This is a genomic window from Nocardioides marmoriginsengisoli, assembly GCF_003725695.1.
Taxonomy (GTDB): Bacteria; Actinomycetota; Actinomycetes; order Propionibacteriales; family Nocardioidaceae; genus Marmoricola; species Marmoricola marmoriginsengisoli.
The window spans coordinates 1-744 of sequence record NZ_RJSE01000012.1 but is presented as its reverse complement, the minus strand read 5'-3'; the positions used below and the strand labels follow the sequence as shown (position 1 = coordinate 744).

1 protein-coding gene is annotated in these 744 nt (G+C 72.3%); it reads left to right on the top strand.

The window, feature by feature from the left end; all coding sequences use genetic code 11:
* The coding region (locus tag EFK50_RS22395; protein WP_221177519.1) for a hypothetical protein at positions 1-744 on the top strand (744 nt) is incomplete at both ends.

Genomic DNA, 744 nt, shown 5'->3' with positions numbered 1-744 from the left:
CCACACGCTTCGTCCTCACCGACGGCGACGGCGGCACCAGCGCGCCGGCGACCCGCACCATCAACGTCATCGCGCTGGGCGACGCCCCGGCCATGACCACCACGGCGGGCGCCACCTCCTACACCGAGAACCAGGCCGCCACGATCGTCGACAGCGGGCTCACGGTCACGGATACCGACAGCGCCACCCTGGTCGGCGCCACCGCCCAGATCACCGGCAACTACAGCTCGGCGCAGGACGTCCTCTCGCTGCCGAGCCCGCCCGCCGGCATCATCGCGTCCTTCGACTCCGGTACCGGTGTGCTGACCCTGTCCGGCTCCGCGAGCCCGGCGTCGTACCAGACCGCCCTGCGGGCCGTCCGCTACCAGAACACCAGCGACGTGCCGTCGACCCTGGCCCGCACCGTCACCTTCGTCGTCGACGACGGGACCCTGCTCAGCGCCGCCGTCACCAAGGGCATCACGGTGGCGGCCGCCAACGATGCTCCGACGATCGCGGCCCTCGAAGCCGCCGCCCTGGCCTACGCCGAGGGCGACCCGGCCACCCCGATCACCGCGACCGGCACCGTCACCGACGTCGACTCGGCCAACTTCTCCACCGGCACCCTCACCATCGACTACAGCGCCGGCGGCCAAGCCGAGGACCGCCTCGAGATCCGCAACCAAGGCACCGGCGCCGGCCAGATCGGCGTCTCCGCCGCCACCATCACCTACGCCGGCACCACCATCGGCACCTTCACCGGCG